This is a genomic window from Microbacterium sp. BE35, assembly GCF_031457705.1.
Lineage (GTDB): Bacteria > Actinomycetota > Actinomycetes > Actinomycetales > Microbacteriaceae > Microbacterium > Microbacterium trichothecenolyticum.
Map to the genome: position 1 here is coordinate 40,134 of NZ_JAVDXD010000006.1, position 25,351 is coordinate 65,484.

At 70.4% G+C, this 25,351-nt stretch carries 30 protein-coding genes; 13 read left to right on the forward strand and 17 right to left on the reverse strand.

Annotated elements, in window-relative coordinates; translation table 11 throughout:
• Window positions 1-7 precede the first annotated feature (7 nt).
• The gene (locus J2Y46_RS17970; protein WP_310244200.1) at window positions 8-961 is read left to right on the forward strand and encodes a glycosyltransferase family 2 protein; all 954 of its coding nucleotides are present in this window, start codon (window positions 8-10) and stop codon (window positions 959-961) included.
• A gap of 27 nt (window positions 962-988) precedes the next feature.
• Here the strand turns inward: J2Y46_RS17970 and J2Y46_RS17975 are convergent, their stop codons facing one another.
• Window positions 989-3,001: an ABC transporter ATP-binding protein gene (locus J2Y46_RS17975; RefSeq protein ID WP_310244701.1), complete on the reverse strand. Its 2,013-nt coding sequence runs from the start codon at window positions 2,999-3,001 to the stop codon at window positions 989-991.
• A 47-nt stretch (window positions 3,002-3,048) separates the two neighbouring features.
• On the opposite strand from J2Y46_RS17975, the gene J2Y46_RS17980 reads away from it, so the two are divergent.
• The 3 genes from J2Y46_RS17980 (at window position 3,049) to J2Y46_RS17990 (ending at window position 5,611) form a co-directional block, all read left to right on the forward strand.
• Window positions 3,049-3,258: a hypothetical protein gene (locus tag J2Y46_RS17980; RefSeq protein ID WP_045296787.1), complete on the forward strand. Its 210-nt coding sequence runs from the start codon at window positions 3,049-3,051 to the stop codon at window positions 3,256-3,258.
• Between the two features lie 132 nt (window positions 3,259-3,390).
• Window positions 3,391-4,917, forward strand: a complete 1,527-nt coding sequence (locus J2Y46_RS17985; RefSeq protein ID WP_310244203.1) for a DHA2 family efflux MFS transporter permease subunit — start codon at window positions 3,391-3,393, stop codon at window positions 4,915-4,917.
• Window positions 4,918-5,008: 91 nt separating this feature from the next.
• Window positions 5,009-5,611 carry a carboxymuconolactone decarboxylase family protein gene (locus tag J2Y46_RS17990; RefSeq protein WP_310244206.1) on the forward strand — a complete coding sequence of 201 codons (603 nt, stop codon included), beginning with the start codon at window positions 5,009-5,011 and terminating at the stop codon, window positions 5,609-5,611.
• On the opposite strand, the gene J2Y46_RS17995 is transcribed toward J2Y46_RS17990, so the two are convergent.
• From J2Y46_RS17995 to J2Y46_RS18010, 4 genes are all read right to left on the reverse strand, one after another.
• Complete coding sequence (locus J2Y46_RS17995; protein ID WP_045296782.1) at window positions 5,598-6,101, reverse strand: hypothetical protein; 504 nt, start codon at window positions 6,099-6,101, stop codon at window positions 5,598-5,600. The two genes, J2Y46_RS17990 and J2Y46_RS17995, sit on opposite strands and share 14 nt — an antisense overlap.
• A gap of 34 nt (window positions 6,102-6,135) precedes the next feature.
• On the reverse strand, window positions 6,136-6,258 hold the full coding sequence (locus tag J2Y46_RS18000; RefSeq protein WP_275426024.1) for a hypothetical protein: 123 nt from the start codon (window positions 6,256-6,258) through the stop codon (window positions 6,136-6,138).
• 61 nt (window positions 6,259-6,319) lie between these two features.
• The gene (locus J2Y46_RS18005) at window positions 6,320-7,156 is read right to left on the reverse strand and encodes a DNA-formamidopyrimidine glycosylase family protein (RefSeq protein WP_310244213.1); all 837 of its coding nucleotides are present in this window, start codon (window positions 7,154-7,156) and stop codon (window positions 6,320-6,322) included.
• A gap of 57 nt (window positions 7,157-7,213) precedes the next feature.
• Window positions 7,214-7,561 (reverse strand): hypothetical protein, encoded by a 348-nt coding sequence (locus J2Y46_RS18010; RefSeq protein WP_045296780.1) that lies wholly within the window; start codon window positions 7,559-7,561, stop codon window positions 7,214-7,216.
• 195 nt (window positions 7,562-7,756) lie between these two features.
• Between J2Y46_RS18010 and J2Y46_RS18015 the strand changes: the two genes are divergently transcribed.
• On the forward strand, window positions 7,757-8,236 hold the full coding sequence (locus tag J2Y46_RS18015; protein ID WP_052676669.1) for a MarR family winged helix-turn-helix transcriptional regulator: 480 nt from the start codon (window positions 7,757-7,759) through the stop codon (window positions 8,234-8,236).
• Window positions 8,237-8,375: 139 nt separating this feature from the next.
• On the forward strand, window positions 8,376-9,128 hold the full coding sequence (locus J2Y46_RS18020) for an EI24 domain-containing protein (RefSeq protein ID WP_045296778.1): 753 nt from the start codon (window positions 8,376-8,378) through the stop codon (window positions 9,126-9,128).
• A 33-nt stretch (window positions 9,129-9,161) separates the two neighbouring features.
• On the opposite strand, the gene J2Y46_RS18025 is transcribed toward J2Y46_RS18020, so the two are convergent.
• Complete coding sequence (locus J2Y46_RS18025) at window positions 9,162-10,346, reverse strand: aminotransferase class I/II-fold pyridoxal phosphate-dependent enzyme (RefSeq protein ID WP_310244221.1); 1,185 nt, start codon at window positions 10,344-10,346, stop codon at window positions 9,162-9,164.
• A gap of 153 nt (window positions 10,347-10,499) precedes the next feature.
• Between J2Y46_RS18025 and J2Y46_RS18030 the strand changes: the two genes are divergently transcribed.
• The gene (locus tag J2Y46_RS18030; RefSeq protein WP_052676668.1) at window positions 10,500-11,276 is read left to right on the forward strand and encodes a patatin-like phospholipase family protein; all 777 of its coding nucleotides are present in this window, start codon (window positions 10,500-10,502) and stop codon (window positions 11,274-11,276) included.
• Window positions 11,277-11,290: 14 nt separating this feature from the next.
• Here the strand turns inward: J2Y46_RS18030 and J2Y46_RS18035 are convergent, their stop codons facing one another.
• Complete coding sequence (locus J2Y46_RS18035) at window positions 11,291-12,091, reverse strand: DUF1206 domain-containing protein (protein WP_045296775.1); 801 nt, start codon at window positions 12,089-12,091, stop codon at window positions 11,291-11,293.
• Window positions 12,092-12,155: 64 nt separating this feature from the next.
• Complete coding sequence (locus J2Y46_RS18040) at window positions 12,156-12,860, reverse strand: phosphatase PAP2 family protein (protein WP_045296774.1); 705 nt, start codon at window positions 12,858-12,860, stop codon at window positions 12,156-12,158.
• Window positions 12,861-12,970: 110 nt separating this feature from the next.
• Here J2Y46_RS18040 and J2Y46_RS18045 point away from each other — a divergent pair, with 110 nt between their 5' ends.
• Window positions 12,971-14,347, forward strand: a complete 1,377-nt coding sequence (locus J2Y46_RS18045) for a pyridine nucleotide-disulfide oxidoreductase (protein WP_310244225.1) — start codon at window positions 12,971-12,973, stop codon at window positions 14,345-14,347.
• A 21-nt stretch (window positions 14,348-14,368) separates the two neighbouring features.
• A complete protein-coding gene (locus J2Y46_RS18050) occupies window positions 14,369-14,758 on the forward strand; it encodes a hypothetical protein (RefSeq protein ID WP_045296771.1) in 390 nt (129 codons plus the stop codon).
• Between the two features lie 12 nt (window positions 14,759-14,770).
• Here J2Y46_RS18050 and J2Y46_RS18055 read toward each other — a convergent pair whose 3' ends face one another.
• From J2Y46_RS18055 to J2Y46_RS18065, 3 genes are all read right to left on the reverse strand, one after another.
• Window positions 14,771-15,337 carry an alpha/beta hydrolase gene (locus J2Y46_RS18055; protein ID WP_310244228.1) on the reverse strand — a complete coding sequence of 189 codons (567 nt, stop codon included), beginning with the start codon at window positions 15,335-15,337 and terminating at the stop codon, window positions 14,771-14,773.
• Between the two features lie 25 nt (window positions 15,338-15,362).
• Window positions 15,363-16,436 carry a redox-regulated ATPase YchF gene (gene ychF, locus J2Y46_RS18060; RefSeq protein ID WP_310244230.1) on the reverse strand — a complete coding sequence of 358 codons (1,074 nt, stop codon included), beginning with the start codon at window positions 16,434-16,436 and terminating at the stop codon, window positions 15,363-15,365.
• Between the two features lie 80 nt (window positions 16,437-16,516).
• Complete coding sequence (locus J2Y46_RS18065; protein WP_045296813.1) at window positions 16,517-17,128, reverse strand: dihydrofolate reductase family protein; 612 nt, start codon at window positions 17,126-17,128, stop codon at window positions 16,517-16,519.
• Window positions 17,129-17,216: 88 nt separating this feature from the next.
• Between J2Y46_RS18065 and J2Y46_RS18070 the strand changes: the two genes are divergently transcribed.
• Window positions 17,217-17,873, forward strand: coding sequence for a methyltransferase domain-containing protein (locus tag J2Y46_RS18070; RefSeq protein ID WP_045296812.1), 657 nt, complete (start codon window positions 17,217-17,219; stop codon window positions 17,871-17,873).
• Window positions 17,874-17,885: 12 nt separating this feature from the next.
• On the opposite strand, the gene J2Y46_RS18075 is transcribed toward J2Y46_RS18070, so the two are convergent.
• Window positions 17,886-18,704, reverse strand: coding sequence for a class I SAM-dependent methyltransferase (locus tag J2Y46_RS18075; RefSeq protein WP_084695428.1), 819 nt, complete (start codon window positions 18,702-18,704; stop codon window positions 17,886-17,888).
• A gap of 77 nt (window positions 18,705-18,781) precedes the next feature.
• Here J2Y46_RS18075 and J2Y46_RS18080 point away from each other — a divergent pair, with 77 nt between their 5' ends.
• Together J2Y46_RS18080 and J2Y46_RS18085 are read left to right on the forward strand one after the other, a co-directional pair.
• A complete protein-coding gene (locus J2Y46_RS18080) occupies window positions 18,782-19,384 on the forward strand; it encodes a 3'-5' exonuclease (RefSeq protein WP_310244236.1) in 603 nt (200 codons plus the stop codon).
• 64 nt (window positions 19,385-19,448) lie between these two features.
• The gene (locus J2Y46_RS18085) at window positions 19,449-20,792 is read left to right on the forward strand and encodes a DNA recombination protein RmuC (RefSeq protein WP_045296767.1); all 1,344 of its coding nucleotides are present in this window, start codon (window positions 19,449-19,451) and stop codon (window positions 20,790-20,792) included.
• 3 nt (window positions 20,793-20,795) lie between these two features.
• Here the strand turns inward: J2Y46_RS18085 and J2Y46_RS18090 are convergent, their stop codons facing one another.
• The gene (locus J2Y46_RS18090) at window positions 20,796-21,008 is read right to left on the reverse strand and encodes a hypothetical protein (RefSeq protein ID WP_045296766.1); all 213 of its coding nucleotides are present in this window, start codon (window positions 21,006-21,008) and stop codon (window positions 20,796-20,798) included.
• Between the two features lie 142 nt (window positions 21,009-21,150).
• Window positions 21,151-22,140: a class II fructose-bisphosphatase gene (glpX, locus tag J2Y46_RS18095; RefSeq protein ID WP_045296764.1), complete on the reverse strand. Its 990-nt coding sequence runs from the start codon at window positions 22,138-22,140 to the stop codon at window positions 21,151-21,153.
• A gap of 190 nt (window positions 22,141-22,330) precedes the next feature.
• Here glpX and fbaA point away from each other — a divergent pair, with 190 nt between their 5' ends.
• Window positions 22,331-23,362: a class II fructose-bisphosphate aldolase gene (gene fbaA, locus J2Y46_RS18100; protein WP_045296761.1), complete on the forward strand. Its 1,032-nt coding sequence runs from the start codon at window positions 22,331-22,333 to the stop codon at window positions 23,360-23,362.
• 141 nt (window positions 23,363-23,503) lie between these two features.
• Here the strand turns inward: fbaA and J2Y46_RS18105 are convergent, their stop codons facing one another.
• The 3 genes from J2Y46_RS18105 to J2Y46_RS18115 are packed head-to-tail and all read right to left on the reverse strand — an operon-like array spanning window position 23,504 to window position 25,340.
• Window positions 23,504-24,055 (reverse strand): MOSC domain-containing protein, encoded by a 552-nt coding sequence (locus tag J2Y46_RS18105; protein WP_045296760.1) that lies wholly within the window; start codon window positions 24,053-24,055, stop codon window positions 23,504-23,506.
• Between the two features lie 35 nt (window positions 24,056-24,090).
• Window positions 24,091-24,804, reverse strand: a complete 714-nt coding sequence (locus J2Y46_RS18110; RefSeq protein WP_045296758.1) for a zf-HC2 domain-containing protein — start codon at window positions 24,802-24,804, stop codon at window positions 24,091-24,093.
• Window positions 24,801-25,340: a sigma-70 family RNA polymerase sigma factor gene (locus J2Y46_RS18115; RefSeq protein WP_045296756.1), complete on the reverse strand. Its 540-nt coding sequence runs from the start codon at window positions 25,338-25,340 to the stop codon at window positions 24,801-24,803. The genes J2Y46_RS18110 and J2Y46_RS18115 overlap by 4 nt, the downstream gene beginning before the upstream one ends.
• Window positions 25,341-25,351: the final 11 nt, after the last annotated feature.

Here is a 25,351-nt window from a genome sequence, read left to right on the forward strand (position 1 = left end):
TCAGGACGTGACCCCCGCCGTGACCGTCATCGTCCCGGGCTACGACGTGGCTCTCTATGCCGCCGAGGCGCTCGACTCCCTGCGCGCGCAGACGCGCGACGACTGGGTCGCGATCCTCGTCGACGACGCGTCGGGGGACGAGACGGGTGCGCTGTTCGACGCCGCCGCCGCGGCGGACGAGCGGTTCCAGGTCGTCCACCACCGCGTGCAGAGCGGGCTCGGCGCCGCGCGCAACTCCGCCCTCGACCTCGTCCGCACCCCGTTCGTGGGGTTCCTCGACGCCGACGACCGCCTCACCCCCACCGCGCTCGAGCGGCTCGTCGGCACCGTCGCCGGCAGCGGCAGCGACTTCGCGCTCGGCGCCTATGTGCGCCTGCGCCCCGACAGCGCCGGCGGTTATGAGGCCGGCAGCGTGCAGCCCTGGGTCGCGGCTGCGACGGATCCTGCACGCGTCGGCGTCACCCTTGAGCAGCATCCCGAGGCATCCGGCAACATCGTCGCGTGGTCGAAGGTGAGCCGCACGGACCTGTGGCGGCGCACCGGTCTGCGGTTTCCCGAGGGCAAGGCTTACGAGGACCAGATCGTCGCGCAGCAGATGTACACGCGGGCCCGTGCGTTCGACGTGATCCCCGACGTCGTCGTCCAGTGGCGCGAGCGCGCCGACGGATCCTCGATCACCCAGCACAAGGGCGAGCTCCCCGTGCTCCGCGACTACCTCGAGGCGCTCACCGGCGGCATCGCGGTGCTGGATGCGGCGGGCCAGCCGCGGGCCGCGGCATCCCGCGTCCGCCTCATCCTCGCGATGGACCTGCCACCGCTCGTCGACCTCGCGCGCGTCCACGTCGACGACGCCTACCGGCGAGAACTGGGCGCGTTCGCGCGCTCGCTGTCGTCGCGCGCGGACGGGGTCGCGCTGTCGGAGCCGGCCGCGACGGCGCTCACCGCCGCGCGGCTCTGGTGACGACGCCGCGGCCGGCCGCGCGGGAGCTCAGTCCTCGCGCCACTCCAGGTCGCCGACACTGCCGCGACCGGCAGCCATCACCTCTTCCGAGGTGAGGACGGGCGCGTCGGGCGGGCTGTCGGCTCGCCGATCGGGGTGGTCGGCGGGCGGCTCGGCGTCCTCCGCCTGGAGGATCCTCGTCGTCGCGAGCTGCTGAGCCGCGAGTTCGGCGTACAGTCCCCCTTCCGCGAGCAGCGAGGCGTGCGTGCCGGACTCGACGATGCGCCCCGCCTCGACGACGTGGATGACGTCGGCCGCGATCACCGTCGACAGGCGGTGTGCGATCGACAGCGTCGTGCGGCCTCGCGCGGCCGCATCCAGCGCCTCCTGGACGACGCGCTCCGACACGGTGTCGAGAGCCGACGTCGCCTCGTCCAGAAGCAGCACGGGCGGGTCCTTCAGGAGCACCCGCGCGATGGCGATCCGCTGCTTCTCACCGCCCGAGAGCCGATAGCCGCGCTCGCCGACGACGGTGTCGTAGCCCCTCTCGAAGCGCTCGATCACGTGATGGATGTTCGCGGCGCGGCACGCAGCCTCGACCTCGGCGTCGGTCGCGTCCGGCTTCGCGTAGCGCAGGTTCTCGCGGATCGTGGCGTGGAACAGGTACGTCTCCTGCGAGACGATTCCGACGTTGTCGATGATCGACTCCTGCGTGAGACGCCGCACGTCCTCACCGGCGAAGAGGACGGAGCCGCCGGATGCCTCGTACAGCCGCGGCGTGAGGTACAGCACGGTCGTCTTGCCCGCACCGGAGGGCCCGACGAACGCGACGTGCTGACCGGGCTCGGCCGTGAACGACACGCCCTGGAGCGTCGCGCGGGTGTCGGAGGCGGCATCCGGATAGCGGAACTCCACATCCCTGAACTCGATGCGACCGAGCGGGCCGGGGGCGTCGGCGACGTCGATGGCGTCGCGGGCGGCGCGGATGGCCGGCACGAGATCGAGGTACTCGAAGATGCGGGCGAACAGCGCCGACGACGTCTGCAGATCGAGCGAGACGCGCATGAGCCCCATGAGGGGCATGAGCAGACGCGCCTGCACGGTGGTGAACGCGACGATCGTGCCCGCCGTGATGGCGTCGGTGCCGCCGCCGATGAGGTAGCCCGACACGAGGTAGATGATGGCGGGCACGCTCGCCATGATGACCTGGACGACGGCGAAGAAGCCCTGGCCGCTCATGGCGCGACGTACCTGCAGCCGCACCTGGTTGACGTTCTCGTCGGCGTAGCGCGTCGACTCGGTGCGCTGGCGGTTGAACGACTTGGAGAGCAGGATGCCCGATACGCTCAGGGTCTCCTGCGTGATGGCCGTGAGCTCCGACAGCGACTCCTGCGTCTCTCCCGCTATGCGCGCGCGCACCTGGCCGACACGACGCTGCACCAGGATGAGGAACGGCATGAGCACGACGGCGATGATGGTCAGCCGCCAGTCGATGATGATCATCGCGACGAGCGAGGCGACGACCGTGACCGTGTTGCCCAGAATGCTCGTCACGGTGTTCGTGAGCACGCCCGAGACGCCGCCCACGTCGTTCTGAAGTCGCGATTGGATGACGCCGGTCTTGGTGCGCGTGAAGAATCCGAGCTCCATCGACTGCAGGTGGTCGAACAGCTTCACCCGGAGGTCGCCCGTGACCCGGTTGCCGACGGTGGAGGTGAGCCACGTCTGCACGACACCGACGGCCGCCGAGAGCAGGAAGAGCGCGATCATCGCGAGCACGAGCTTCCACAGCAGCGAGAGGTCCGGCGGCGAGCCGTCGACGGGGAACAGCGCATCGTCGAACACGCGCTGCACGAGCAGCGGGGGGATCACCGCGATGCCGGCGCCCGCGACGACGAGCACTCCGGTGATGACGATCGACCACTTGTACGGCCGGAAGAGGGCGACGACCCGCCGCCCGAGATCCGGGATCTGCGGCGCCTCGGCGTTCGCCCGCCGCTGGGCCTCGGTGTCGACCGGGCGGAAGCCGGGGTGTCCTCCCCCGCCCCCACCGCCGCGCATGCTCACGTGGCCAGCCTAACCAGCGCCGCCGACGCTAGGCTCGGGCCATGACCTCGACGCCCGACCTCCCCGAACACGACGGCAGCGACCTCGCGGAGCTCCGCGAAGAGATCGACGCCCTCAAGGCCATCCCGCACGAGGAGATCGTGAACCCCCTCCCGAAGAACCTCGAAGAGCGCGAGCCCGAGGCAGAGCCGACCGACGCGATCGGCTCCGAGAAGTGGGACGACGCGGAGCCCGAGCCCTCCGACAGCTGACCCTCGGGTCCCATTCCCGCCGATATCCGTTCCCCGAAGCGGGAATGCGATGTCTGAACCTGTGGTTATCCTGAAGGCTTGCCATCCTCGGGTGGTATTTCGCTGCCCATCCGAGCCTCGAGGAGACGACCTATGGCCGCCATCGAAACGAACCCCGGAACCGGCAGCATCCCCGCTGCTGCGGGCAATGCCGGCGCCGTCCCCACACTGCGCCCCGAAGAGAGCCGCGTCATCTGGCTGCTCCTCGCGGCCGCCTTCGTCGCCATCCTCAACGAGACGACGATGGGCGTCGCGATCCCGCACCTCATCACCGACCTCGGCATCACGGCGCTCGCCGCGCAGTGGCTGACGACCGCATTCATGCTGACGATGGCCGTGATCATCCCGATCACGGGCTTCCTGCTGCGCCGCTTCACGACGCGCACGATGTTCGTCGCCGCGATGGGGCTGTTCTCCCTCGGCACGCTCATCGCGTTCCTGTCACCCGGCTTCCCCATGCTGCTCGTCGCCCGCGTGGTGCAGGCGTCCGGTACCGCGATCATGATGCCGCTGCTGATGACGACGCTGATGACGGTCGTGCCCGCCGCCATCCGCGGCCGCATGATGGGCCGCGTCAGCATCGTGATGTCGCTCGCACCGGCGATCGGCCCGACGCTCGCGGGCGCCATCCTCAACAACTTCGAGTGGCGCTGGATCTTCGGCATCGTGCTGCCGATCGCCATCGTGGCGCTCGTCGTCGGCGCGCGCTGGATCCACAACCTCGGCGAGACCACGCGCGCCCCGATCGACGTGCTGTCGGTCATCCTGTCGGCCCTCGGCTTCGGCGGCCTCGTCTTCGGCCTCAGCCAGCTGGGCGGCGGTGGGCACGGCAGCGGAGCGGATGCCGCGGCCGCGAGCGCAGCGTCGACCACGACGCTCATCGTGTCGCTGGCGGTCGGCGTCGTCGCGCTCGGCCTCTTCGGCTGGCGTCAGGTCGTGCTGCAGCGCAAGGACGACGCGCTGCTCGACCTGCGCGTGTTCCGCAGCGCCAACTTCTCCCTTTCGATCGGCCAGATGGCGATCATGTCGATGGCCTTCTTCGGTGCGATCACCGTCGTCCCGCTCTACCTGCAGGACGTCCTGGGCGTCGACCCGCTGACCACCGGCCTGGTCGTGCTGCCGGGCGCCCTCGCGATGGGCCTCGCCGGTCCCTTCATCGGTCGCATCTACGACCGCTGGGGCACGACGGTGCTGCTCGTCCCGGGCGCCGTGATCACGAGCGCGATGCTGTGGTTCTACACGACCTTCGGCACCGAGACGCCGGTGTGGCTGATCGCCGTGGCGCAGACCGTGCTCTCGGTCGGCCTCGCGCTCTCGTTCACGCCGCTGTTCACGGCGTCGCTCGGCTCGCTCCAGCCGCGGTTCTATTCCTACGGTTCGGCCGTGGTCGGAACCGTGCAGCAGGTCGCGGGCGCCGCGGGCATCGCGCTGATGTTCGGCGTCATGGCGGCGGCCACCTCGGCCGCGGCGTCGTCGGGCGCCGACACCGTGACCGCCGGCGCCGCCGGCACGCACGCCGCGTTCCTCACGGCGGCGTTCCTGTCGCTGCCGCTGCTGGTCGGCGCGTTCCTCATCCGCAAGCCGGTCGACGCACCGATGGGCGCGCCCGCCGGTCACTGACAGAGGTATCACCCGGATGCCCCACCCCTCGACAAGGGGTGGGGCATCCGCGATTCTGGATGCGCCCGAAACCCGACGGGAAGGCAGCACCATGATCGTGAGCACTCCGGACCTCGACGCAGCCACCGGCCACGTCGCCGAGATGTACGACGGCGACCTCCGCAGCGACGGCTTCGTCTTCGGGCACACGCGCGCGATGGCGATCAACCCCGAGGCCCATGCGGCCTTCGAGACGCTGGTCCGGACCATCGTCCCGTCGATCGGGCTGCGCAACTACGAACTCGCCACGCTCGGCGCCGCGCGCGCGATCGGGTCGGATCACTGCCTCCTCGCACACGGCCGCAAGAGCCTGCGGGCCGGCCTCCTCGATGAGGAGGAGCTCGCCCGGCTTGCGCGCGAGGGCGCGGACGCCGGCCTCGACGAGACGGACACGGCGGTGGTCGCGTACGCCGAGAAGGTCTCGACGGATGCCGCGACCATGACCGACGCCGACACGCAGCGCCTCCGCGATCTCGGGTTCACCGATCGGCAGATCGTCGACATCACGCTCGCCGCCGCCGTGCGGAACTACTTCAGCCGGGCGCTGCTGGCCCTGGCGGTCCCCGTCGACGACGTACCGGGCCTCAACCCCGCGCTGGTCGCGGCCCTGCTCGCGCCGGCGCAGGCCGCACGCGGCGACGTCAGTGGTGGATGACGGCCTTCAAGAGGATGAGCACTCCGCCGAAAGCGGCGGTGATGAGTGCGCTCAGGATGCGCGGAAGCCAGTGCGTGCTCCAGCGCGCGACGGCGATCCAGCCCAGGGCGCCGAGCAACACGGTGTTGGCGATGAGCGCCGCCCAGAGCGCGGCGGTGTCTTCGATGACGCGCGTCGCACCCAGCAGCAGGATGATGAGCGGCGGCACGGACGCGATGAGCATGCCGCCGGATTGACGTGCGGACGCGCGGAGACTGGCGCGGAGCCCGGCATGACCATCGGTGGCGGCCAGGCGACCGAGAGTGCCGGCGAACACGTGAGCAGCGAAGAAGACGATCACCGTGACCGTGACGGTGACGAACGCCTCCCAGGAGGTGCCCCGCGCCGAGACGACGATCATCCCCGATACGAGGATCAGGCCGTAGATCGCCTCCTCCGACATGAGGATGCGGCCGACCCGCGGGGTGATGTGAAGCTGTTCGTCGGTCATCGCCGGCGCGTCGTGGCGTGAACGGGAGGGCGGGTCAGTCGATGCTGCAGCTGCCGCCGCCGCAGCACGAACCGGCGGACTCGACCACCGTCAGGAGGTTCTTCTCGTCGGGGACGGGTGCGAGGGTGATCGGGGCCGGCTGCTGCGAAGTCGTCATAGCGACCATGCTACCCACGGGAACACCGACGTCGGCCGCCCGGATCGCGGATGGCTCCCACTCAGAGCGGCACTCCCCCGTTCTGGCAGGTCGGGCAGTACTGCGCCGACGTGCCCGCGAACGTCAGATCGCGAATGATGTCGCCGCACACCGGGCAGGCCTCGCCCGTGCGACCGTGCACGCGCATCGCCGCCACCTTGTGTGCCTTGAGCTGGTCGATGGGAACACCACGGCGGGCATCGATCGCACCGCGAACGGTCGTCAGCGTCGCGTCGAACAGCCGGTCCGCCGAGCCATCGTCTAGAGCGGCCGCGTGCGTCACCGGCGAGACCTTGGCGAGGTGCAGGATCTCGTCGGAGTAGGCGTTGCCGATGCCGGCGAGCGACTCCTGCTCCTGCAGGATTGCCTTGATCTGCTTCCGGCGGCCGCCCAGCGCGCCGTCGAACTGGTCGCGCGTGAACGCGGAGTCGGCGGGATCCGGGCCGAGCTTCGCGATCGCGGGAACTTCACCGGCGTCGCCGACCACGAACAGTCCGAGCGACACCCAGCTGCCGGCGTCCGTCACCTGCAGGCTGCGGTCGCCCGACAGCTCGAAGGACGCCAGAGCCGGCGGCGCGTCAGCCGAGAGGGAGACCGCCTCGTCGGGTGCGGCATCGAGCCACCGCATCCATCCGTGGCGCCCCAGCGAGACGACGAGGCTCGCCTCGTCGAGCACGAGCTCCACATGCTTGCCGTGGCGGCGCGCACCGGTGATCGTGCGTCCAGTGATGCTCGCCGGGGGCGCGGCGCGCGTCTTGATCGTGCGGAACTCGAGCACATCGACTCCGCGGACCTCTCGCCCGGACGCCTCTTCAGCGAGGAACCGCGCGAGAGCCTCGACCTCCGGCGACTCAGGCATGGCCCCATCCTGCCATCGAGCCCCGACACGCGCGCCGTGGCACCCACCCATCCCCTCCTACGCCACGGACTTCTCGAGGGCGGGCGAGGCGGTCGCCGGCGGACCCAGCGGGTGGATCTCGTCGAGCTCGAGGATGAGGCCGGCGTTGGAGTTGGCCCCAGCAGCGAGGCGAGACAGCAGAGCGGGGTCGATCCGAGGCTCGTCGACGCTCTCGAAGGTGAAGCGGAGCGGGATCGACTGCTCCAGCCAGACGGACGAGCGTCCTGAGCCGTCGGTGTGACGCCACGACATCATGAAGCTCTCGTGGCGGCGCAGTTTGGTCGTGACGACCACCTTGACGTGCGCGAGGAGGTGCTCCGGGATGTAGATGGGGGTGCCTTCGGCACCGTAGGCGAGTTCAGCCATGTGGACCGCTCCTCTCGGAGACGTGCTTCCAGAATAGTTTGATATCTGACTTTTTACTAGTGAATCATTCATCATCAGACGTTGATTGCACTTACAGTTCGCTGACAGAAGGTTTCGTATGCAAGATTTCTGTGGTCGAATGAAACGCATCCTTTCGCTCTCCCGTGAGCGGGGGACGGACGAGGGAGTGCACTCGTGACGGAGATCGCGACGCCGTCGACGGCGACCGCCGATGGGCGCGGACCCGATGTGGCCGGGCTGCTCGAGCGCCTTCGACTCGCTGAAGCGAAGCTCGCGCGTCGACGCGAGCAGCAGACCGGCATGAATGAGACGGACCGGGCAGCGATGCGCTACCTGCTCGAGCAGGTGGAAACGGCGGAGATCACGCCCTCCATGATCGTGAGGGCGCTTCACCTCTCCCCCGCTTCCGGCACCGCACTCATCGACCGTCTGGTCGGACGCGGACTCGTCGTCGTGGAGGCGCACCCGCACGACCGACGCAAGAAGATCGTCCGGCCCTTCGATCGGAACATCGACCCGGATCGCCTCGACCCGCTCACGATGCAGCTGCGCAGCCTCGCATCTGGACTGCCGGCGAGCGACGCCCGCATCGTCGCCGGCTTCCTCGAGGACGTTCTCGCGATGGTCTCGGAGACCGCCCTCCCCGCGAGCTGACGACGCGGGTCAGAAGGCCACAGGCGCGAGATCTGCTCGAGTGCGTGGTGGATCGATCCGGACTCGCACCGCCGGGGATTCCGCGACCCACACCACCTGGACACGGACGAGCCGAGGAGGGCGTCTTAGGCTGATCCAGATGCGCGAGTTCATCAGAGGGGTCGGCCTGCTGGGTCATGGCTTCGCGCAATGGCGGCGCAGGCCGGGCCTCATGGCGCTCGGTCTCGTCCCCGCCGCGATCGTCGGGGTGCTGTTCCTCGGCGGGCTCATCGCACTCAGCGCCTCGTTGCCGGCGCTGACCGAGGCGATGACGCCGTTCGCCGACGGCTGGCCGGGCGTGTGGGCAGCGGTCTTCCGCGTCGCGGTGGGCACCGCGCTGCTCGGGGCCGCGCTCGTGCTGGTGGCCGTCACGTTCACGGCGCTCACGCTGCTGGTGGGAGAGCCGTTCTACGAACGGATCTGGAGAGCGGTCGAGGAGGATGCCGGTTCCCCGCAGCTCGACGGCGACTATGGGTTCTGGCGCTCGGTCGCGGACGGGCTCTCGCTCGTCGCACGCGGCGTCGGCACGGCGCTGGTCGCCGCGCTGATCGGCCTCGTCCCCGTGGTCGGAGCGGTGGCGAGCACCCTCTTCGCGGTGCTCTTCACCGGATGGCTGATCGCCGATGAGCTGAGCTCGCGCGCGCTGACCGCCCGCGGGCTGACGAGGCGCGCCCGTAGAGAACTGCTGCACCGCAGACGCTTGCGCGTGCTGGGGTTCGGCGTCGCGACACAGCTGTGCTTCCTGGTCCCGCTCGGCGCCGTGGCGACGATGCCGGCAGCCGTGGCGGGAGCGACGCTGCTCGCGAGGTCGCTGCAGGATCCCGTCCCTCCGCCCAGGCAGGCTCAAGCGTGACCTGAAGGCAGGCGACGCGACATCCCCTCCGCCTCATTCGGTCCGGTCGTGGTCCGCGGCCACCTCCAGGAGGTGCGGGATCGCACGGTCGATCATCGTCATGGTCGCCGTCAACGAGATCCGGAAATGATGCGGCTGCTCGAACAGGGAGCCGGGCATGACGTACACGCCCCGCTCCTCGAGGGCGTCGCAGAACGCCTGGGCGTCGCCGCCCGGCGCGCGGCCCCACAGATAGAAAGTTCCCTCCGGCCGCGTGACCTCGTAGCCGGCGCCCGCGAGTGCGCCGTACATCCGGTCGCGCTTGCGCGTCAGTTCGGCCATATCGAGCGAGAGGGTCTCCAACTCCGGTACCGAGTACTGCATGACCGCGTCGGGGAACCCCCAGCCGATGGCGAGCCCGAGGGGGAAGAGCGCGTCGCGCAGCTCCTCCCGCTCGACCGCGGGGATCAGGGGGGACAGCGCGAGGTAGCCGAGCCGCGCGCCGGGGGCGAGCAGGACCTTGCCGTAGCTGTAGTCGATCACCGTCCAGGGGTAATGCGCGGCGGGGCTCGTGAACTCGATGCCGTCGAAGCGGATGCGACGGTACGGCTCGTCCGACAGCAGCCAGATGCGGCGTCCCTGGGCATGCGACGCCTCCTCGAGGACCGCGCTGAGCGCCTCCCAGGTCGACCGCGGATAGACGCGACCGGTCGGGTTCGCCGGCGAGTTCACGACGACGATCCTCGTGCGAGCGGTGATCGCGCGCGCGATGGCATCGACGTCGAGGTCGAACGTCACGGGGGCGAGGTCCACGCCGACCGGGACGAGGTCCGCGGCGTGCAGCATCGGCGCGTAGCAGAACCAGCCGGGTACCGGGATCACGACCTCGTCTCCCGCGTCGGCCAGCAGCGCGAACGCGAGCGAGATGGCACCGAAGGCACCCTGCGTCATGGCGATGTCCTGGGGATCGAACTCCAGCCCCAGCTCTCCTGACAGCGCGGCAGCCACGACCTCCTGCGCAGACCGCTCGCTGCTCTTGTACGCAAACCAGTCGACGGTCAGCGGCTCGGCGTGCCTCTGGATCGCCGCCGGCAGACCGGGCAGAGCCATCTCATGCGGATTGCCGAACGCGAAGACCAGCGCCTCCGGGTCGGACGCGACGACCTGCATGCGGGAGAAGTAGGAGCCGACGACATCCACCGCCTCCTTCGCCGCCGTCGCCCGTGTCGACATCGCCATGGCAGTCACCTCTCGCCCCAGTGCCGATCCGTGATCCCGCCCAGGATCCCAACTGACGCGTGACGCGTCAATCTCCTCGGCGATCGGCACACGTCACAGGCGTTGCCCAACGCGCAGTGCTACCTTCGCCCCGTCGCAACGAGTGGAGGACGGATGATCGACGACCCTGAGCTGGGGCTCGTACTCGGTGGCGGTGGCGCATTCGGCGCCGCTCACGTCGGCGTGCTGCAGGTGCTGGCCGAGCGTGGCATCCGTCCCGGCATCGCGACCGGAACGAGCTCGGGAGCCCTCGTCGCGGCCGCCTACGCCGCAGGGCTGGAACCGCATGTCATCGAGCGCGCCGCGCGCGCGTTCCGCTGGAGCACGATCGCGCGTTGGTCGATGACGCCGCGCTGGGGTCTGCTCGACACCACCGCGATCGTCGATGCCGTCCCGCGTGCCCTCGGCGAGGACCCGCACATCGAGCACCTGCCCCGCCGGTTCGCCGCGTACGCCACCGACCTGCGCACGCGCCGCGGGATCATCCTCGACGAGGGACCGCTGAGCGCCGCCCTCCGTGCGACGGTCGCCGTGCCGGGTCTGCTCCCCCCGATCCGCCGCGGCGATGCGCTGCTCGCGGACGGCGGCATGATCGACAACGTCCCTGTCGCCGCGGCGCGGGCCCTCGGCGCCACCCGTGTGATCGTGGTGCGGCTGCACGCGAGGTGGGAGAACGTGCGAATGATGCGCACCGTCACCCGCACTGCGGATCTCGTCGCCGATCCGTCGGTCGTGCTGGTCCAGCCCGAGATGGAGGGCATGGCGCAATGGCGGATGACCGACGTGCCGCGCCTGATCGCAGAAGGGCGCCGCGCGGCGGCGGCGGCGTTGGATGCTGCGGCCCTGCGCGAGACCGCCCTCCGGTCGGGTGCGGGGCTGGTGGCCGAGTAGTCGCCCCGCGGTGCTCACATCCGTGCGTAGCGTGCGCGGGCGAAGCAGAAGACGCCGTAGATGATCAGTCCCGCCGCGACCACCCACAGGATGACCGATCCGAGCGGCAGGCCCGCCAAGGTGTGCAAGGCGCCGTCCAGTCCACCCGCCGCCTCGGGATCGTGCGTGAAGGCGGCGACCACGAACAGCGCTCCCGTCACCGCCACGGCGACGCCCTTCGCGACATAGCCGACGACGCCGAACGTCACGATTCCCTTTCGCGCAGCCCCGGCGGGGAGGTCGAGGCGCTTCTCGAAGGCGCGGGTGAATCCGCGCACGATGAACGCGATGCCGATGGCGAGCACGATGAGCCCGATCAGGATGAGCACGAACAGGCCGCCCGGGCTGTCCATCAGCTGCGCGCTCAGAGACTGCGAGGACTGCGAGGAGTCCGAGCTGCCCCCGAGCGCGTACACGAGCGCGGTGAACGCGATGGCGAGATAGGCGACCGCGGTGCCGATGTACTTGACGCGGTAGCCCCACTTCTTCTTGGCGTCGGAGTTCCGCTCGAGAAACGCCTCGGCGACCTGCCAGACGGCGAGCGCCGTGAGCCCCAGCACGATCGCCCACAGCAGGAGCACTCCGGCGGGGGTGTCGCGGATCTTCTCCATGGCACCGCCCTGGTCCGCTTCACCCGCACCGCCGGTGGCGACGGATACGGCGATGGCGCCGATCACGATGTGCACGATGCCGAGCACGACGTAGCCGATGCGGGCGATCGTCCGGAAGACGGGTGAGTCGGTCGCGGCCCGCGCCGCACCTTTCGCAGTGGTCATTCGCGAAGCGTATCTCCGGCGCAGCTGCGCGGGATGGGGCTTGCACTCGGGCGGGGAACCGTGCTCACGCAGCGGGCGGCGCGGACCGCCTGGCGCGCCGGATCCGATAGGCCTGGGCTGCGCTCCACACGAGGCAGGCCACGGCGATGCCCTCCAGCAGCCCCGCAAGCACGTCGCTCGCCCAGTGGGCGTGCAGGTAGGTGCGGCTCCACATCATCCAGGCGACCCAGAGCGCTCCGAGCGTCCAGACGTACCAGCGGCGCAGCAGCAGCCCGAGCGTCACGGCGATGGTCGTCGCCACGGCGGTGTGACCGGACGGGAACGAGGTGGCCACGCTCTCGGCGAGCGAATCAGCCGGCCGCACCCGCGCGATGATCGCGGCCATCGGTGCACCGATCGCCGTCACGGTCACGATGGCCACCGCGAGGGTCGCAGCTTCCCATCGCCGCCGCCGCCAGAGGAAGATCGCGATGATCAGGATCCCGACCACAGGCGCACCCACCACGCCGCCGATGACGGAGGGCACCCAGGCGATCACCAGCCCCACGTCGGTCAAGCCCGCGAGCATGACATCGTCCCACCAGAGGTCGACAGCGAGCGGATCGTGCCCGCCCAGCGCCACCGCGAAGCGCAGCATCACGAAGAGCACCGTGGCCACCACGCCGACCACCAGGACGGTCGCGCGGTGGGGGTCGGGGTGCGCAAGCGGCTCATCGGACGGCGCCGCGAGCGGCGCGGGACCGACCTGGGGTTCCTCGTTCTCGCCCACGCGACCATTGTGCGTGCGGAGCAGTCTTCGCCGCGCCCTCTTGCCGTGCACGGTCTCGGTATCGTATGGGGGCCATTGACGGGCCGCACGCGCACTGCTCTGATGAGCGCATGGAGGCGATCGTCGACGTCGACTACGTGGTCGTCGGGGCGGGGGCGATGGGGATGGCGTTCGTGGACGCCCTCACCACGGCCGCCGATGACGTGTCGGTCGCGATCGTCGACCGCCGACACGGGGCGGGCGGTCATTGGCTCGATGCGTACGGATTCGTGCGGCTGCATCAGGCGTCGGCCTTCTACGGCGTCGCCTCGACTCTGCTCGGCGGCGGGCGGCTGCAGGACGACGGTCCGGAGCGGGGACTTCACGAGCGCGCGAGCGCCGCGGAGGTATCGGAGTACTACGCTCGCGTGCTCGCACGACTCGTCCGGTCGGGCAGGGTCGCCTTCCACGGCCGCAGCGAGTATCTGGGTGATCGCCGGTTCGTGTCGCTGCTCAGCGGCGCGCGCTTCCATGCGCCCCGAGCCCGGCTGGTGGACGCACGGTACCTGTCCCCCGACATCCCGCTGCTCACTCCCCCGCCCTTCGCGGTCGAGGACGGCGCCGACGTCGTGGCCGTCAACGACCTCGTCCGCCTCGCGGAGGCTCCCGGCCACTACGTCATCGTCGGTGCCGGCAAGACCGCGACCGACACGTGCGTGTGGCTGCTGCAGAACGGCGTCGGCGCGAACGCGATCACCTGGGTCCGTCCGCGTGACCCGTGGCTGCTCAACCGTGCCGTCGTGCAGCCCGATCCGGCGATCTTCCTCGGCATGGCGGCCGACACGATGGCCGCCGCGGCGGCGGCTTCGGATCCCGATGACGTGTTCTTGCGGATGGAGGATGCCGGGATCATGCTGCGCTTCGATCCCGCTGTGACGCCGACGATGGCGAAGACGCCGACGCTCGCCACGTGGGAGCTCGACCTCGTCCGCACGATCGACGACGTCGTCCGCCGCGGGCACGTGCAGTCGGTCGGCCGTGGACGCCTGACGTTCGCAGACGGCGACGTGCACGTGCCTGCCGATTCTCTCGTCGTGCACTGCGCAGCCGAAGGGCTGAAGTACCCGGGCCTGCGGCCCATCTGGACCCCGGAGGCCATCACCCCGCAGCCGGTGCGCGTCGGCTTCCCCTGCTACGGCGCCGCGCTCTCCGGCTACGTCGAGGCGACCCGCGGCGACGACGCCGAGAAGAACCGTGTGTGCCGCCCCTCGCCGTACTCCGACACCCCCGCCGACTGGGCCACGATGCAGACGATCGGCGGCGACGCGTCGCTCGCGATGTCGAAGGAGACGGACCTGCGCGCGTGGTCGAACACCACGTCGCTGAACCCCGCGCGGGTTGCTCCGGAGCGGGCGGATGACCCGGCCGTGCTCGCCGCCGCGGCGAGGTTCAAGGAGAACATCGGCGCGGGGCGGGCGCGTCTCGCGCGATTCGCGGGGATCGCGTAGGCGGTGCGCCAGAATGTCGCCATGAACCAGACGACCGTCTACCAGCCCGGCGTGTGCAACATCGGTCCCGCCGAGATCCGCAGGCGCCGGGCGTCGGGGTGGTGGGGGCTCGCGATCGCCGTCGTCTTCCTGGGCGTCGCGTTCGCCCTCGGGTGGGCGGCTCCGTGGCGTCTGCTGGTCGCGCTGCCGGTGTTCCTGTCGGCCCAGGGGTTCCTGCAGGCCGCGTTCCACTTCTGCGTCGGGTTCGCCAGCCGGGGTCTCTACAACTTCGGCGACCTCGGCGGAGAGGAGAGCATCCAGGATGCCGAGTTCCGGCGGAAGGATCAGCGCAAGGCGCTGTTCATCAGCCTGCTGGCGTTCGCCATCGCGGCCGTCGTGGGCGTGGTCGCGTACCTGATCCCGATCGGCTGACGCGTCCGGACCTCAGTCCCAGTCGAGGTACTCCTCGACGATGACCGCCGTTTCGACGGGGTGAGTGAGCGGGAAGAGGTGACCGGCACCGTCGAGGTTCTTGACGCTCGCGCGCTCGGGCGCCGTCGCCTGCAGGCTCTCGCCGTTCGCGCGCGGGGTCACCTCGTCGTCCGCACCCTGCACGATGAGCACGGGGATCACCGGGGCGAGCGCGATGTCTTCGTCCTCGACGCCCAGCAGCAGCAGCCCGTTGACGCGATCGGGGTGCGCAGCGACCAGCGCGCGCGCGACGGTGCCGCCGCGGCCGTGGCCGCCGACCCAGGTGCGCTCGATTCCCAGCTCATCGATGACCGCCACGACGTCGTCGGCCTGATCGCCTGTCGACGCCGCATCGACGTTCGCGCGGTAGCCGACGCGGATGATGTGGAACCCCGCCTCTTCGGCGAGGTAGTGCCCCACCACACCCAGAGCGTCCTGCCCGGGTTCGGCGATCAGCACCAGGCCGATGGGCCCGTCGCCCTCGACGATGTACGGGATCGCGCGTCCGTCGGGCTCGAAGATCTGCGTGGTGTCGGTCATGGGAAGCCTTTCCGAGGAGCGTTCGTCAGACGTTGAAGCGGAACTCGACGACATCGCCGTCCTGCATGACGTAGTCCTTGCCCTCGAGCCGGGCCTTGCCCTTCGATCGGGCCTCGACGACCGAGCCGGTCTCGACGAGGTCGTGGAACGAGATGACCTCGGCCTTGATGAAGCCCTTCTCGAAGTCGGTGTGGATCACGCCGGCCGCCTGCGGGGCCTTCCAGCCCTTGCCGATGGTCCAGGCGCGGGCCTCCTTCGGGCCGGCTGTCAGGTAGGTCTGCAGCCCGAGCGTGTCGAAGCCGATGCGCGCCAGCTGGTCGAGACCGGACTCGTCCTGCCCGGTCGAGGCGAGCAGCTCCGCCGCGTCCTCCGGGTCGAGGTCGATGAGCTCCGACTCGATCTTCGCGTCGAGGAAGACGGCCTTGGCCGGCGCGACCAGAGCCTCGAGCGAGGCCTTCTTCGCAGTATCCGTCAGCACAGCCTCATCCACGTTGAAGACGAAGATGAACGGCTTCGCGGTCAGCAGGCCCAGCTCCTTGATCGGCGAGAGGTCGATGCCCGAGGCCGACAGCAGCACCCCGCGCTCGAGGGCGTCCTTCGCCTCGATCGCCGCGGCGAGCACCGAGGGGTCGAGCTTCTTGCCCTTGACCTCCTTCTCGTACCGTGTGATCGCCTTCTCGAGCGTCTCGAGGTCGGCGAGCTGCAGCTCGGCGTTGATGGTCTCCATGTCGCTCTGCGGGTTGACCGCGCCGTCGACGTGCACCACGTCGTCGTCGTCGAAGCCGCGCACGACCTGGGCGATGGCGTCGGCCTCGCGGATGTTCGCGAGGAACTTGTTGCCGAGGCCCTCGCCCTCGCTCGCGCCGCGGACGATGCCGGCGATGTCGACGAACGACACGGCGGCGGGCAGGATCCGCTCGGAGTGGAAGATCTCGGCCAGCTTGTCGAGCCGCGGGTCGGGCAGGTTGACCACGCCGATGTTGGGCTCGATCGTCGCGAACGGGTAGTTCGCCGCGAGCACCTGGTTCTTGGTCAGGGCGTTGAAGAGGGTCGACTTGCCGACGTTCGGGAGACCGACGATTCCGATGGTGAGAGCCACGGGCATCCAGTCTAGGCGAGGTGGGCCCCGCGCCTTGGCGGGACGGATGCCGCACCCCGCGGCATCCGTCCCTCCCAGGATCAGTCCGGATCGACGCGCCATCGCATCAGCACGTTGCCCGATTCCTCCCACGACCGGGTCTCGAGCAGCTTCAGGGCCACCGCCGGCCGTTCGTCGAACAGCGGCACGCCGGACCCGGCGATCAGCGGGAACGTGACGAGGTGCAGCTCGTCCACGAGCCCGGCGCGCATGAGGTCGTTCCACAGCACCCGGCCGAGGAGCACGAGGATGCCGCGCCCCTCGCGCTGCTTGAGGGCCGCGACCTCTTCCCGTGCGTCGGCGACCCGCACGATGCGGATGTTCTCGTACGACGCGATGTCGTCCGCGGTGATCGTGTCGGACACGACGACCTTCTCGACCCCGAGGATCAGCTCGGCGAACTGGTGACGGATGTCGGTCGCATCGGGGTCCGACCGGACGCCCGTCCAGTAGCCGAGGTTGCCGAGCGTCGATCGGCGGCCCGCGAGCAGCAGGGTGTCTGACGCGCGCAGGAGCGCCGTCGTGTAGTGGTCGAAGGTGTCGGCGCCCTGGTAGTCGGGATGCCAGTGCTCGAAGAACGAGCCGATGTCGTGATCGTCGTCCTCGTAGCGGCCGTCGACGGTGACGAAGTTGCAGACGGTGAGAGTGCGCACCCGCGCCACGGTACGCCGCCCCGTCGACACCGCGGCGCCGCGACGCTCGCCCGTTGCCGGGCGTGTCGTGCGACGCGATACTGAGCGCGTGGACGAGTGCTGCGCGCCGAGAGTGCCGGAGGGCTACGACCGGGAGTTCAACGCCCGGTTCGCCCGTCGGCTCGCGCGCCAGTACCGGAACGGCGGTCTCACGCCGAGCGCGGCGCTGGTGCTCGACTTCGCGGGCTCGGTCGGGCTCGAGGGGGCGTCTCTGCTCGAGATCGGCGGGGGGATCGGCGACATCCAGCTGGAAGCGCTCAAGCGGGGCGCGTCCCACACGACCAACGTCGAGCTGTCCGCGGCCTACGAGTCCGAGGCTGCGAGGCTGCTCGACGAGGCCGGCCTGCGCGATCGCGTGACACGGATGCTGGGGGTCGATCTCGCGAGCACGCCCGAGGCGGTGGAGCGGGCCGACATCGTCGTGCTGCATCGCGTCGTCTGCTGCTACCCGGACTACGAGCGTCTGCTCGGTGCGGCCGCCGGACGGGCCGACCGCGCCGTCGTGTTCAGTCACCCGCCGCGCACAGTGCTCGCCCGGTTCTCAGCGCGCGCGATCAACACCCTCTACGCCCTGACGGGCAATCCCTACCGGGCGTACGCGCACATGCCGGACGCCATGATCGCGGTGCTGAGCGGGCGCGGGCTCGAACCGCGCTACCGCGAGGCCAGCGGGCCATGGCACGTCGTGGGCACCGTCCGCGCGTGACCCGCCGAGATCTCAGGAACGATCCTCACGCCCCCTCGACGCAGCGCTGGCGCGCTGCGCAGGCCCTCGGGGCGCGTGGGCCCGGCCCCGGAACGCGTGCGTCACGTACGGCAGGTCCACGACCTCGGCGCCGGTCGCCTCGGTGACCCGGCGTTCGTCGAACAGGTCGCTCACCGCTGCCAGGATCTCCGTCCGGTCGGCGTCCGACGCGGTGATGACGTAGCTGCGCGAGGCGACCATGTCGATGAGTGCTGCACGCGTGATGGAGCGCGTCCATCTCCACGAGCGGGGCTCGAGTCCGTCGAAGGGCTCGGCGACCCGGGGGCCGTCGCCCGCGAGCATCTCCTCTGCGTGGCTGCCGTGCATCGCGGCCGTGAGACGAGCGACCCACGGATCCGTCTCGTCGCGGATGTTCCAGACGAGCCCGAGCACACCTCCCTCGCGAAGCGCCCGCCCGACCTCGGCCGAAGCAGCGACGGGGTCGACCCAGTGCCACGCCTGGCCGAGCAGCACGGCATCGACGGAAGCGTCGGGAAGCGGCATCCGTTCCGCCGTCCCCACGAAGGTCGGCACGCCGTGGACGTGCTCGCGGAGGCTCGAGAGCATGTCGGCGTCGGGGTCGATCGCCACGACCTCGGCCCCGGCTTCGACGATCGTGCGGGTGAGCTTGCCGGTGCCCGCCCCGACGTCGGCGACGCGCACAGCGCGGCCCGGCTCGCGGACCGGAGCGAGCATCCAGTCCACGGCTTCGCGCGGATAGTCGGGCCGGCCCGACTCGTACGCGCCGGCGGCGGCCCCGAACGAGCGCGACATCTCTTCGCGACTGGCCATGTCTCCGACCCTATGACGAGAGCGCGCGCTCGGCGCGCCTTCCGTCCGCGCAGCCGGGCCGGGGTGAGTCTGGGGATGTGCCTCTGGACTTCACCGCGATCGACTTCGAGACGGCGAACTCCAGCAACGCCTCGGCCTGTGCGGTCGGACTCGTGCGGGTACGCGATGGCGAGATCGTCGACCGGACAGGCTGGCTGATCCGCCCACCGGCGGGGCACGACGTGTTCTTCGAGCTGAACGTCCGCATCCACGGCATCCGGCCGGAGGACGTCGTCGACGCGGCGCCGTGGAGCCGCCAGCTCGCCGACATCGTCGCCTTCGCCGCAGACGACATCCTGGTCGCCCACAACGCCGGCTTCGACATGGCGGTGCTCAAGCGGGCGTGCGACGCGACCGGGGACGAATGCCCGCCGTACCGTTACGCGTGCAGTCTCCAGGTGGCCCGCAGGGTCTACCGTCTCGAGTCCTACCGGCTGCCGTTCGTCGCCGCGGAGGCCGGATTCGCCGACTTCCCGCACCACAACGCCACCGCCGACGCCATGGCCTGCGCGCACGTCATGATCGACGCGGCGCGGCGCGTGGGCGCCGGCGACATCGACGCCCTCGCCGAGGCGGTCGGCGTCCGGGTGTCGCAGATCGCGGCCGCCGAGGCTCCCGCGGTCTCATTCGCCGTCGCATGACGCGGAACCGGATGCTGCGGCCCGCCGCACGGGCGATGTCCGAGGCATCCGGCACCCTGGAGCCATGGACGCAGTCGTGATCAGTGTGGTGGCAATCGCCTGCCTCCTCGTCGGCGTGATGGCCGGCTGGGCGGCGGGTCTCGCCCGCGGCGCGGCACGGGCCGCACGCGAACAGGCCGACCTCACCGCGCGGCTCGCCGGCTCGGAGGCCGCGCGGCAGGGCGTGCAGGCCCAGCTGGAGCACCAGCAGGTGCTCTACCGCGAGCTCGCGAGCCAGGCGCGCCACGACCAGGCGGCCCGCGAGGAACGCGAGCGTCGCGAGCAGTCGGTGCTGCGGGCGCTCGCGCCCGTGCAGGAGACGCTGGCGGCCATGCACACGAAGGTCGACGATCTCGAGCGGGACCGGCACCTGCAGTTCGGCACGCTCGCCGAACAGCTGCGACGCGCACACGAGTCCGACGAGGCGCTGCGGGCGACAACCGAGTCGCTGGCCGGCGCCCTGCGTTCGGGCAGCACCCGCGGCGTATGGGGCGAGACGCAGCTGCGGCGCGTCGTCGAAGCCGCCGGGCTCACGCGCCACGTCGACTTCGACCTGCAGGCATCGATCACGTCGGATGCCGGCGCCGGCCGCCCCGACATGGTCATCCGCCTCCCCGGCGACAAGGCGATCGCCGTCGACGCCAAGGTCCCGCTCGACGCCTTCCTGGAGGCGAGCGCCATCCCGCTGACGGCGCAGGGAGCGGAGGCCGCCCGTCGGCGCAGCCTGCTCGACAAGCACGTCAAGGCGGTGCGGGCGCACGTCGACGCCCTCGCCCGCAAGACCTACTGGGCGGGGCTCTCGTCGAGCCCAGAGTTCGTCGTCTGCTTCGTGCCGAGCGAGTCGCTGCTCGCAGCCGCCCTGGAAGAAGACCCGTCGCTGCTCGACTACGCCTTCGGCAAGCGCGTCGCACTGGCATCGCCCGTCAACCTCTGGGCGGTGCTCAAGACGGTCGCGTACACCTGGACCCAGCAGGACGTCTCGCAAGAGGCCCGTGCGCTCTTCGATCTCGGCAACCAGCTCTACGAGCGGCTCGGCTCTCTCGCGTCGCACGCCGACGACCTGCGCCGAGCGATCGAGCGCACCGTCGACAGCTACAACCGGTTCGCCGGATCGCTCGAGACGCGTGTGCTGGTGAGCGCGCGCAAGTTCCCCGGCATCGACGCGACCAAGCTCGACGCCGTCAACGAGCCCGCCGCCATCGAGAAGAGCCCGCGCCGCCTCACGGCGCCGGAGATGCTCGACGAGACGCTCCCCGGGCTCGAAGAGCGGCGTGGGTCGGGCGCAGGCGACGACGTCGACCCGCCGCGTCGCTCCGCGACCGCGGAGCTCGGCGAGGTGCGCGCACGCATCGCCTCTCCGAACGAGTGAGGCTCAGGCGCCGCCGGGAACGAAGCTCAGGAGCACGATGACCGCGGCGGAGACGCCGACGAACGCGCCGATCATCCACCAGGCGCTGATCTCGTGACCCTCGTCACGACGGACCCGCAGGAGCACGTCCGGCCGGCGGGCGGGATCGATGGCGTTCGCCACCACCGCCTGCGCGCCCGTCTGGGGCGACGACGGATCGGCTGAGTACGCAGACATCGTCAACTCCTCGAGTAGGGAACACAGTCGTGTCTCCATCGACACCACTGAAGATTCTGCCAGAGTTCCCTCGGAGGCCGGTCACGAAACGGTCACGGCGGCATCACGTGTCGCACCACCGCGGCCGTTCAGCGTCAGACGGTCAGAGCCACTTCGAGACGAGGTGCTCCGACGAGATCCGGCGCAGCGTGCCCGACGCGCCGCGCAGCACGACGCTCTCGGTGTAGACGTACCCGCCCTCGCGTCGGACGCCGGCGACGAGCGCGCCGTCGGTGACGCCGGTCGCGACGAAGATCGTGTTGTTGCCCTTCACGAGGTCATCGGCCTCGTAGACGTAGCCGTCGAGTTTCAGGCCTGCGTCGATGCCGCGCTGCTTCTCGTCGTCGTCGCGGGGCCAGAGGCGGCCCTGGATGTGACCCCCGAGCGCCTTGATCGCGCACGCGGTGACGATGCCTTCGGGGCTGCCGCCCACGCCGACGCACATGTCGGTGCGGGCGTTGTGGCGCGCGGCGTTGATGCCGCCTGCGACGTCGCCGTCGCTCATCAGTCGCGTGCCCGCGCCGGCCTCGCGGATCTCTTCGATGAGGCGCTCGTGGCGGGGGCGGTGCAGCACGGAGACCACCAGCTCGTCGACGGGCTTGTCGAGGGCCTTCGCGAGCCGGCGGATGTTCTCGCCGATGGGCAGGCGGATGTCGACGACGCCCACGCCCGCGGGGCCGGTGACGAGCTTGTCCATGTAGAAGACGCTCGACGCGTCGAGCATCGTGCCGTGGTCGGAGACGGCGATCACGGAGAGAGCGTTGTTGCGCCCGGCCGCCGTGAGAGAGGTCCCGTCGATCGGATCGACCGCGACGTCGGCCTGCGGTCCACGGCCATTGCCGACACGCTCGCCGTTGTAGAGCATCGGCGCTTCGTCCTTCTCGCCCTCGCCGATGACGATCGTGCCGTCGAAGTTCACGGTGGTGAAGAAGGCGCGCATCGCGTCGACGGCCGCCCCGTCGGCCGCCTCCTTGGCGCCGCGGCCGATGAACGGCACCGCGCGGATCGCCGCCGCTTCGGTCGCTCGCACGAGCTCGAGTGCGAGGTTGCGGTCGGGGTGGAGGGGACTCATGTCCGCGGTCAGGCTCACCATGCGGTCAGCCTATGCCAGCATCCCGCCCGATTCACGGGAATTTCACGCGACGGAAAGCGAAGGAATCGCCTTTCTTTCCGCTAGTGCAGGGACGTGGTTTTCCCGCGATCGGCCGGGGGGGCGGCATCCGTTCCGACTTCCGGCCCTTGGGTAGAGTTTCCGTGAACCCCACTCGATCAAGGGAGCACTCATGCCCGTCGCCACCCCGGAGCAGTACGCCGACATGCTGGACCGCGCGAAGGCCGGTGGCTTCGCGTATCCCGCCATCAACGTCGCCAGTTCGCAGTCGATCAACGCGGTCCTCCAGGGACTGACCGAGGCCGGCTCGGACGGCATCATCCAGGTCACGACGGGCGGCGCGGACTACTTCGCCGGCCACACCGTGAAGAACCGCGCCGCCGGTGCGCTCGCGTTCGCGAAGTTCGCCACCGAGGTCGCCAAGAGCTACCCCATCACGGTCGCCCTCCACACCGACCACTGCCCGAAGCCGGCGCTCGCGGACTTCGTGCTCCCCCTCATCGAGGCGTCGGAGGAAGAGGTGAAGGCCGGCCGCAACCCGATCTTCCAGTCGCACATGTGGGACGGCTCAGCGGTCCCGCTCGACGAGAACATCGAGATCGCGAAGGACCTGCTCCCCCGCCTCAAGAACATCAACGCCATCCTCGAGGTCGAGATCGGCGTCGTGGGCGGCGAAGAGGACGGTGTCCAGCACGAGGGCTCCAACGAGGCGCTCTACACGACGGTCGCCGACGTGACGAAGGCCGTCGAGGCACTCGGCCTCGGCGAGAACGGCCGCTACATCTCAGCCCTCACCTTCGGCAACGTGCACGGCGTGTACAAGCCGGGCAACGTCAAGCTCCGTCCCGAGCTCCTCGGTGAGATCCAGGAGGGCATCGCGGCGAAGTTCGGCACCGGCCCGAAGCCCCTCGATCTCGTCTTCCACGGCGGCAGCGGCTCGACGGACGAGGAGATCGCGCTCGCGGTCGCCAACGGCGTGGTGAAGATGAACGTCGACACCGACACGCAGTACGCGTTCACGCGCTCGGTCGCCGGCTTCATGTTCTCGAACTACGACGGCGTCCTGAAGGTCGATGGCGAGGTGGGCAACAAGAAGGCCTACGACCCGCGCGCCTGGGGCAAGATCGCCGAGTCGGCGATGGCCGCCCGCGTCGTCGAGGCCACGAAGCAGCTCGGCTCGGCCGGCAAGAGCCTCGGCGCGTAGACAGCAGATTCGACGGATGCCTCGGCAGCGGCCTCGCGGGGCAGGTGCCGGGGCATTCGCGCATTCCAGGACCCCGAGGGTGGGCTCCCGCGCCCGAGGCTCCGTACGCGGCGCGAAGCGACGCGCACGGAGGCGTGAGGATTATTCGGGGTCGGCGTAGCGGTCGAGCAGCCCGGGAGCACCGTCGGGCCGGTGGACCACCACGATCTCGTCGCCCGCCTGCACGCGCCCGCCCCGGACGACGCGCAGATAGGGTCCGAGGCGGCGTTCGTTCGAGAAGCGCTTGACCCACCCGCGCGCGTCGTCGCCGCCGACCCAGCGCGCGAACGTCTGGCACGGAGTGCGGGGCATCGTGACCTCGACCTCCACGCGGTCGCCGATGCGCCACCGCTCGCCGATGAGCGCCGCGTTGACGTCGATTCCCTCGACCCGCAGGTTCTCGCCGAACCAGCCGGGCGGAAGCTCCCGGCCGAGCTCCGACTCCCAGAACGCGGCATCCTCGTCGGCGTACGCGTAGAGGGCCTTGTCGAAGCCCCCGTGGTGCTTGCGGTCGGCCTGCACGTCGGCGTACACACCGTACGGCCCGACGCGCACGGGTCCGTCCACAGGGCCTTTGTCGATCGCGGTGACGCCGACCGAGCCGGCATCGGGACGCAATCGTCGGACGGCGCAGACGGCGACCAGGCGAGGCATCCGCTCATCCTAGCGAGCGTCCATGCCCGCCACGCTCACTCCCCCGGCGGCGCGGGTTCGCCTCGCAGCAGCACACGGCCGTCCGAGACGGCCCGCACCTCGATCGACGCGATGTCGGCGCGGTCCAGCGCCGTGCCGGCGTCGAGGTGGGCCGTCGTCCCCGGCCCGGCTCGCCAGGAAGACAGCTCGCTCGTGGTGCCGTCGGTCGAGGTGACGACGAGCACGTACGGCCACTCCTGATCGGCCGTGTAGGGATCGCGACTGGGAGGGTAGTGGCACGTCATCGCGATGCGGGTACCCCATGCCACGTCGGTCAGTTCCACTTTCGCGGTCAGCGGCACGTCCGTCACGGCCTGGAGCGCGACGACCTCTTCGGGCACGCTCGCCGGAGCGACCGCCGTCGTCACCGCGAAGGCGATCACCACGGCGACGGCGGCCGCTGCCGCGAGGCCGCTGCCCCAGGCGATCATGCGGCGCCGACGGCCGTCGCGCGTGCCGCGGACGACCATGCGCTCGCGTGCAGCGGGATCAGGGCCGTCATGGTCCGACGGCTCGAGCAGCGTCTCGGCGCGTTCGGGTGCGACCCTCGCCAAGAGCCCCATCGTCGGCGCCAGGTCCGCGATCGCCTCGCGGCAGACGGGACAGCTGTCGAGGTGGGCCTCGAATCGACGGCGGTCGTCGAGGCTGAGAGCGCGCACGACGTATGCGGCGTCCCAATCGGCGAAGCGGCCGTGATCCGTGGTGGTCATCGCGTCACCCCCTTCTCCTGCAGGGTGAGCCGGAGGGCGCGCAGCCCGTAGTGGAGACGCGACTTGACGGTGCCCTCCGGGATGTCGAGTTCGTCGGCCATCTCGGCCACGGAGAGGCCGCGGTAGTAGGCGCGCACGACGACGGCGCGGTGGTCCGTCGTGAGCGTGGCCAGCGCCTCCTCCACGAGGATCGCCTCGAACAGCGCGTCGGTGGCGTCCGGCGCGGTGCGCTCGGGGACTTCGGCGACGTCGATCTCCCGCCGACGCCGCGCGCTGCGCGCCTCGTCGATCACGAGGTGGCGCGCGACGGTGAACATCCACGAGCGCGTGGTCGAAGGATCCTGCTCGAGGATCTTGGGCGTTCGCCACGCCCGCAGCAGCGTTTCCTGCACGATATCGTCGGCACCGGCGCGATCGCCGGTGAGATGCACGACATAGCGCCAGACCGGCGCCGCGTGTGCGTCGTACAGAGCGGCCAGGCGCGCGGCATCGCGTCCGGCGGCACTGTCTCGACGCTCCACGTCGTCGTGCGGCATCCATCACCTCC